This window comes from Sediminibacillus terrae (assembly GCF_009602435.1).
GTDB classification, from domain to species: Bacteria; Bacillota; Bacilli; order Bacillales; family Amphibacillaceae; genus Sediminibacillus; species Sediminibacillus terrae.
Window position 1 is genome coordinate 65,861 of sequence record NZ_VZDQ01000004.1, and the last position, 6,992, is coordinate 72,852.

The window sequence follows — 6,992 nt, forward strand, 5'->3', positions numbered from 1 at the left end:
CAGGGAAAGAGGTGTTCACGTGCGTGCAGATGTTCAAACCCAGCGGAACCAAATCGGCTCTTCTGCAACCGGCAAAAAGAAGAAGGATCCAACCGCTTGGCGTTCGGTTTTGTTCCTGCTTCCTTCCTGGCTATTGTTGCTGGTCTTTTTCATCGGACCTATCCTGCTGACGTTCTACTTTTCTTTTACCAACCTGGCATTGACGGGAACACAGGCACAGAACATTGAATTTGTCGGATTTCAAAATTTCGTTTCCATGTTCGAAGATCCTACTTTTCGCATCAGTGTCATGAAAACCATCGTCTTCCTGTTTCTTTCCGCAATCGTCGGCCAGCAGATTTTGGGCTTCCTGTTGGCGATATTGATGAAAGAAAAAAACCCAACCTTTCGCAGACTGATCGGCATCATCGTGATTGCCGGATGGGTGACACCGGAGATTGTCGTTGCTTTTTGCTGGGTGGCGTTTTTGAATGACAACGGGACGTTAAACATGATTCTCAATGCCATCGGATTGGAATCCGTCACCTGGCTGTACACGTTCCCGATGATCAGTGTGTGTATCGCCAACATATGGCATGGGACTGCGTTTTCCATGATGGTTTTCCAGGCGTCGCTCGACGATGTGCCGAAAACGATCGAGGAGGCCGCAACCATCGACGGTGCTTCCCGGTTTCAGGTTTTGATTCGCATTATTTTGCCCATGGTCAAGGGGTCGATCGTCACGAATATGATCCTGGTCACCTTGCAAACTCTTGGTGTTTTCACCTTGATTTTCACCATGACAGGCGGAGGACCGGGCACGTCGACGCAGACACTGCCTATCTTCATGTATAACCAGGCTTTCGTCAATTATCAATTAGGCTATGGAACGGCGATTTCCTTGGTGCTGTTGATTATCGGCATCATTGCCAGCTTGTTCTACATCCGGTCTATGAAAGTGAAAATATAATGGGGAGGGAGCAATGTGAATCGTTTTAAATGGGAGAGAACGATCCCTTATGTCATTTTATCCATCATCGGCATTTGCTTTTTACTTCCGCTTTTATGGGTGCTGTTTGCCTCGTTTGATGCCAATGCCCAGCAGGCGCTTACGATACCGGACTCGTTCACGCTTGCCAATTTCACGGACATTTTATCCGAGCCGGCAACGATCCGTTCATTCATTATCGGGTTGTTCTTATCCTGTGGCCAGGCGCTTCTGGTCGTCATTGTCGGTGTCATTGCGGCCTATCCGCTTTCCAGATACACGCAGAAATACAAGAAACCATTTATGTATTCTATTCTGTTTATGACTTCGCTTCCGATCACAGCGGTCATGGTACCGGTCTATCAGTTGTTCATTTTCTTGAACCTGCAGGATTCCCTGGTGGGGACCATGCTGTTTTTGACGGCCTCCGGTCTGCCGTATGGAATCTGGATGCTGAAAAATTTCATGGATGCGGTCCCGCCGGAGTTGGAAGAATCCGCATGGGTAGACGGGGCATCGATATGGAAAGGGGTCAGACGGGTGGTGGCGCCTTTGATGATTCCGGGGATATGCACCGTTGCGATTTTTACATTTTCCATGAGCTGGGGCAATTTCTTTGTCCCATACATTTTGATTCAGACGCCGGATAAGTTCCCGGCCTCTGTCACCATCTATCAATTTTTCGGCACTTATGGCATGGTGGAATATGGAAAGCTTGCGGCTTTTTCCATCATCTATACACTGCCGGCGGTAATATTGTACTTGTTTTCGCAGCGCTTTATGTCTCAAGGCTTCAGCTTGGGCGGTGCTACAAAAGGATAATTTTTTCAAAAAGGAGTGTATGCAATGTTTTGGACAATCGAAAAGCTGGAAAGACGGATTCAGGAGTTAGATTCTTATCGATATCGCGATCTTCAGCCGATTCATTCATTTGAAGCGTTACTCGATCCGGAGGGGGGAGTCGGTGAACGCCCGCCTGCTCAGGGGGATTGGCAGGAAATGAAACTGCACGACCGCTGGCAGGGCCGCGATAAATACTTATGGCTTAAAACGAAAGTGGAAATACCAAGTCAGTGGCGGGAACAGAAAATTGTCGGTGTGTTTGATTTCGGTAAAACCGGGGGAGGACATAATTCCGGTTTTGAGTCATTGCTTTACGTAGACGGTTCCCCTTATCAAGGGGTGGACATGAACCATCAGGAGGTGTTTTTCGCCCCATCTGTTGCCGGCGGAAAGGTCGATTTATGTTTCCGGCTTTGGTCCGGTTTGGAAGGGGGCGGCAAGCGGACCATTCAGGAACACCAGTTGAAGACGGCGTTTTTCGCTTTGTTGGATGAGCGGGTGGATGATTTGTACTATACGGCCACAGCGGCCATTGAAACGGTAAAGTACTTAGATGAAAATCAACCGGAAAGGGTTGCGCTCCTAAAAGCATTGGATTCGGCATTCCTGCTTGTGGACTGGTCTCAACCGGGAAGCGAGTCGTTTTATGAAACGGCTTATCAGGCACAGGAACAATTGAATAAGGCAGTCGAGGCGATTCCGAACCATTATCCGGTGACTGTCCGTGCGATCGGGCATACCCACATCGATGTCGCCTGGTTATGGCGGCTGAAACATACGCGGGAAAAAGCGGCACGTTCTTTTTCGACCGTACTCCGCTTGATGGAGCAGTATCCGGACTATGTATTTTTGCAAACCCAGCCGCAATTATACGATTATATCCGGGAAGATTACCCGGAAATTTATCAACAAATAAAAACACGGGTCGAGGAAGGGCGCTGGGAGCCGGAGGGCGGCATGTGGCTGGAAGCGGACTGCAACTTGACCTCCGGTGAATCGCTCGTACGCCAGCTGTTGCTGGGTACCCGCTTTTTCCGGGAACAATTCGGCAAGGAATGTGAATACTTATGGCTGCCCGATGTGTTCGGATATAGCTGGGCATTGCCGCAAATTTTGACCAAGTCGGGAATCAAGACCTTCATGACTACGAAAATAAGCTGGAGTCAGTACAACCAAATGCCGCATGATACTTTTAAATGGCGCGGCATAGACGGAACGGAAATCCTGACACATTTTATCACCACCCCCGAAGATAACCGCTGGTTCTATACGTATAATGGGAAAATCACTCCGAGGACGGTGAAAGGCATCTGGGAAGCCTACCGGGATAAAGATATCAACCAGGAGCTGATTTTGTCGTATGGTTATGGAGACGGAGGAGGAGGCGTCAATCGGGAAATGCTGGAGATGCGCAGGCGACTGGATAAAATGCCGGGTCTTCCGGAAGTGAAAACCGGGAGAGCCGACGAATACTTCCGGCGTCTTCACAAAACCATCGACGGGACCGACCAATACGTCCACACCTGGGATGGCGAGTTGTATCTGGAGTATCACCGGGGCACGTACACAAGCCAAGCATACAATAAGCGGATGAACCGCAAAATGGAACTGCTGCTGAGGGAAACGGAATGGTTGAACACGCTTAAAAGCCTGCGTCTTCAAAATTGGTCGGGTTATCCGGCTGAGTCGCTGACAGGAAGCTGGAAAACGGTATTGCGTAATCAGTTCCATGATATAATTCCTGGTTCTTCGATCCGCGAGGTTTACGAAGACAGCAAACTGGAGTATGAAGAAGCGGAACAATTGGCAAACAGGGCTTGGGCAGATGCCGCCAATACATTGGTCGATCCGGAAGTAGACACCTTCACCATTTTCAACAGTGCTTCCTTTTCACGTGATGAGGTCGTTGTCGTGGAATATGACGGCGATGGCTTGGAATGGAAAAACCACCATGGGGAGGTGCTGGAATCCCAACCAACTGCTGATGGAAAGTGGCTGGTAGAAGCGAAGAATATTCCTTCCCTTGGCACGAGTACTATTCACTGTGAAAAAGGTACAGCTCAAGGTCGGTCTATTTTCCAATCTGGCGAGCATGGAATCGAAACACCGTACTATCGGATCTCCTGGAACGAAGCCGGACAGCTTACCGGAATTTTTGATAAACGGTACGATCGCCAGGTGCTGGCTGCAGATGAACGGGCCAATGTCCTGCAAGTATTTGAAGACAAACCGATGCGTTTTGACGCTTGGGACATCGACTTGTATTACCAGCAAAAGATGAGGGAAATTGATCAGCTGTCCAGTTGTGAGGTCATCGAAAACGGGCCGGTTCGTGCAGTTGTCCGGTTTGCATGGACTTACGGCGACTCCACTGTTGAACAGAAAATGATGGTTTATGCAAACAACCCGCGCATCGATTTTGCAACAGATGTCGACTGGCACGAACGGGAGCAGCTTCTGAAGGCGGCCTTTCCGGTCGATGTCCGTTCCACGGAAGCTACCTATGACATCCAATATGGCAATGTGAAACGTCCGACGCATTGGAACACGAGTTGGGATTATGCCCGGTTCGAGTCGGTGGGACATCAGTGGGTCGATCTGTCGGAGACTGGCTATGGTGTAAGCCTGTTGAATGACTGTAAGTATGGACATGACATCAAAGACAATGTGATGAGGCTCACTTTGTTGAAAAGTTCCATGAACCCTGATATAGAGCAAGATCAGGGGGAGCATCATTTTACTTATTCATTGTTGCCGCATAACGGAGACTGGCGCGAAGCTGGTACTGTGCAGCAGGCATGGGCGTTAAACAATCCACTGACTGTCCAATCAGGAGTGGCGGACTCCCGATCGTTGTTCCGGCTGGATAGTGAACATGTAATGGTAGACGCAGTGAAAAAAGCGGAAGATGATGACCGGATTGTTGTCCGTCTTCATGAATATACGGGAGCAAGGGGAACAATCGAGGTCGTCAGCGATTATGAGATAGTATCCTGGCAAGAAACTGACCTGATGGAACGAAATCCATCTTCTTTAGAAAGGGAGGAACCGTTCCGCTTTGATATCAAGCCTTATGAAATCAAAACCTTTCTAGTGGATTTAAAATAGAAAAAAAGCTGTACGTCTCCTTTTTCCCCCGCCACTGGCAAGTAGTAGGGCGGGGGATTCTTGCACGGGCGACTTACTGAATTCACCAATAATGGAAAACACTGCGACTGATGATTAGCCCTTTTGTTTTAAATGGTATATCATTATGTTAAAGGTCTTAATACCCAGAGGTGACCACATGAAGTCTTTATATGAACAGGTTTACGAGTCGTTAAAGCAGGAAATCATCGCTGCCAAATATAAACCGGGAGACCGGGTGCCTTCGGAAAAAGAATTATCGGACTCTTTTCAAGTAAGTCGGATCACCAGCAAAAAGGCTTTGGAAAAGTTGATGAATGAAGGGTATGTATATCGACAGCGCGGAAAAGGGACTTTTGTATCCGAGTCGACATCGGAAGGCGGGCGGCGGACGGATAAGCCATTATTCGGTTTAATTGTCACCACGTTTGATGACAGTTTTGGAAGCGGTTTGATTGCTGCAATCGAAAGAGCTGCCGACGAAAGATGTTTGTTTATATTGAAGTGCTCTTTAGGAGATCCAAAAAGGGAAGAAAGAATCGTGAAGGAACTGCTTGATTACGGAGTGGATGGCCTGATTGTCTTTCCTGCTCAAGCAGAACACTACAGCTCCGAAATATTGCGGATGGTTGTCGATGAATTTCCGTTGGTGTTGATTGATCGTTCCTTCAAGGGGGTGGCGGCTACGTCGGTTTCCACAGCCAATGAAGAAGCGGCAAAAACAGGGATCGATTATTTATTCGAGCTTGGCCATGAACAAATCGGTGTACTGGCTCCGGATAACTTTGAAACCACCACGATCGAGGACAGACTGGATGGTATTGTCGAGGCATTTGCTGAAAAGCAGGTCGTTGTCAGCCGGGATTTATGGTGTTCAACATTAAAAAGTACTCTCCCGACACCATTGGGTTCCAAAGAAGCGGATATCGAATCGATTAAAACACATCTGAAAGAACATCCGCAAATCACGGCTTTGTTTGCCCTTGAGTATAATATCGCTGTCTTGGCTAAGACTGCGGTGGAACAATTGGGGCTTTCTGTGCCGGAAGACATTTCCGTTTTGTGCTTCGACAGTCCGCCATGGAATGAGCTTGAATGGAATGTCACCCACTTGAAACAGCAGGAAGCAGAGTTGGGAACGCTGGCTGTCGAACGTCTATTGAATATGTATTATGATGAAACCGGTTTTGAAAAAGACAGGCTGTCAGCAGAATTGGTTATCGGCGCTACGACAGCGAATGTGAAAGTAAAGCATCCTAGTTCCTGAACATCAGTTAGCCGAATTCTTTCCTTATTAAACAGTTGAAAACGGGTAGAGGTTCCTTCTATCCGTTTTCCTGTTTCCTGACTGTTGCAGCTTCTTCCCTTTTAAGGAGAGTATTCAACTTTTGTATAGTCAGTGAGGTATTACTAGAGTGATGGATAGGAAGATCTATTGCGGAAAATATTACCTTATGAAAAAGGTTGAGTTCTTCGTTGGTGCATGGTATATTTATAACTCCCTTCGAGAAAGGGAAGCGGCAGAAAAGAGATTCGAGAACATTCTTATTTGAACGTAGCTAAGAAAGTGTTGATTTTTCATCTGTCACATGTTATATTAATTAAGTTGCTGTAGTAACTTGCGACTTTGAAATTGGGGAAAAGTGTTGACTTCACTAGCTTATTCATGTTATATTAATTGAGTTGCTTATTTGAAGCGCAAACAATCCATTTCAAAAAGTTATTGACTTTATTCTAGTAATCTGATATAATAGTTAAGCTGTCGTTGAGGCAGCAAGAGACAATTTGATCTTTGAAAACTGAACAAAACAACCAGTATGTCAAGCAAGATATACAAGCTAGTTTTTTGAACGAGCAAGCATCAAATGATCGTCGATTAAGTTCGCAACGTCCTGTTGCAACATCGACATCAGCACATCCATGTGCAAGTCATTTATGGAGAGTTTGATCTTGGCTCAGGACGAACGCTGGCGGCGTGCCTAATACATGCAAGTCGAGCGCGGGAAGCAGGCAGATCCCTTCGGGGTGAAGCCTGTGGAACGAGCGGCGGACGGGT

Annotated in this window: 4 protein-coding genes and 1 rRNA gene; all 5 read left to right on the forward strand. The window is 47.3% G+C overall.

Annotated elements, in window-relative coordinates; genetic code table 11:
- The first annotated feature begins 52 nt into the window (after positions 1-52).
- Positions 53-949: a carbohydrate ABC transporter permease gene (locus F6X55_RS01740; protein ID WP_237648582.1), complete on the forward strand. Its 897-nt coding sequence runs from the start codon at positions 53-55 to the stop codon at positions 947-949.
- A gap of 15 nt (positions 950-964) precedes the next feature.
- Positions 965-1,789, forward strand: coding sequence for a carbohydrate ABC transporter permease (locus F6X55_RS01745; protein WP_026571341.1), 825 nt, complete (start codon positions 965-967; stop codon positions 1,787-1,789).
- A 24-nt stretch (positions 1,790-1,813) separates the two neighbouring features.
- A complete protein-coding gene (locus F6X55_RS01750; protein ID WP_153461726.1) occupies positions 1,814-4,918 on the forward strand; it encodes an alpha-mannosidase in 3,105 nt (1,034 codons plus the stop codon).
- Between the two features lie 178 nt (positions 4,919-5,096).
- The gene (locus tag F6X55_RS01755; protein ID WP_153461728.1) at positions 5,097-6,203 is read left to right on the forward strand and encodes a GntR family transcriptional regulator; all 1,107 of its coding nucleotides are present in this window, start codon (positions 5,097-5,099) and stop codon (positions 6,201-6,203) included.
- Between the two features lie 665 nt (positions 6,204-6,868).
- Positions 6,869-6,992, forward strand: a 16S ribosomal RNA gene (locus F6X55_RS01760); the annotation flags it as partial.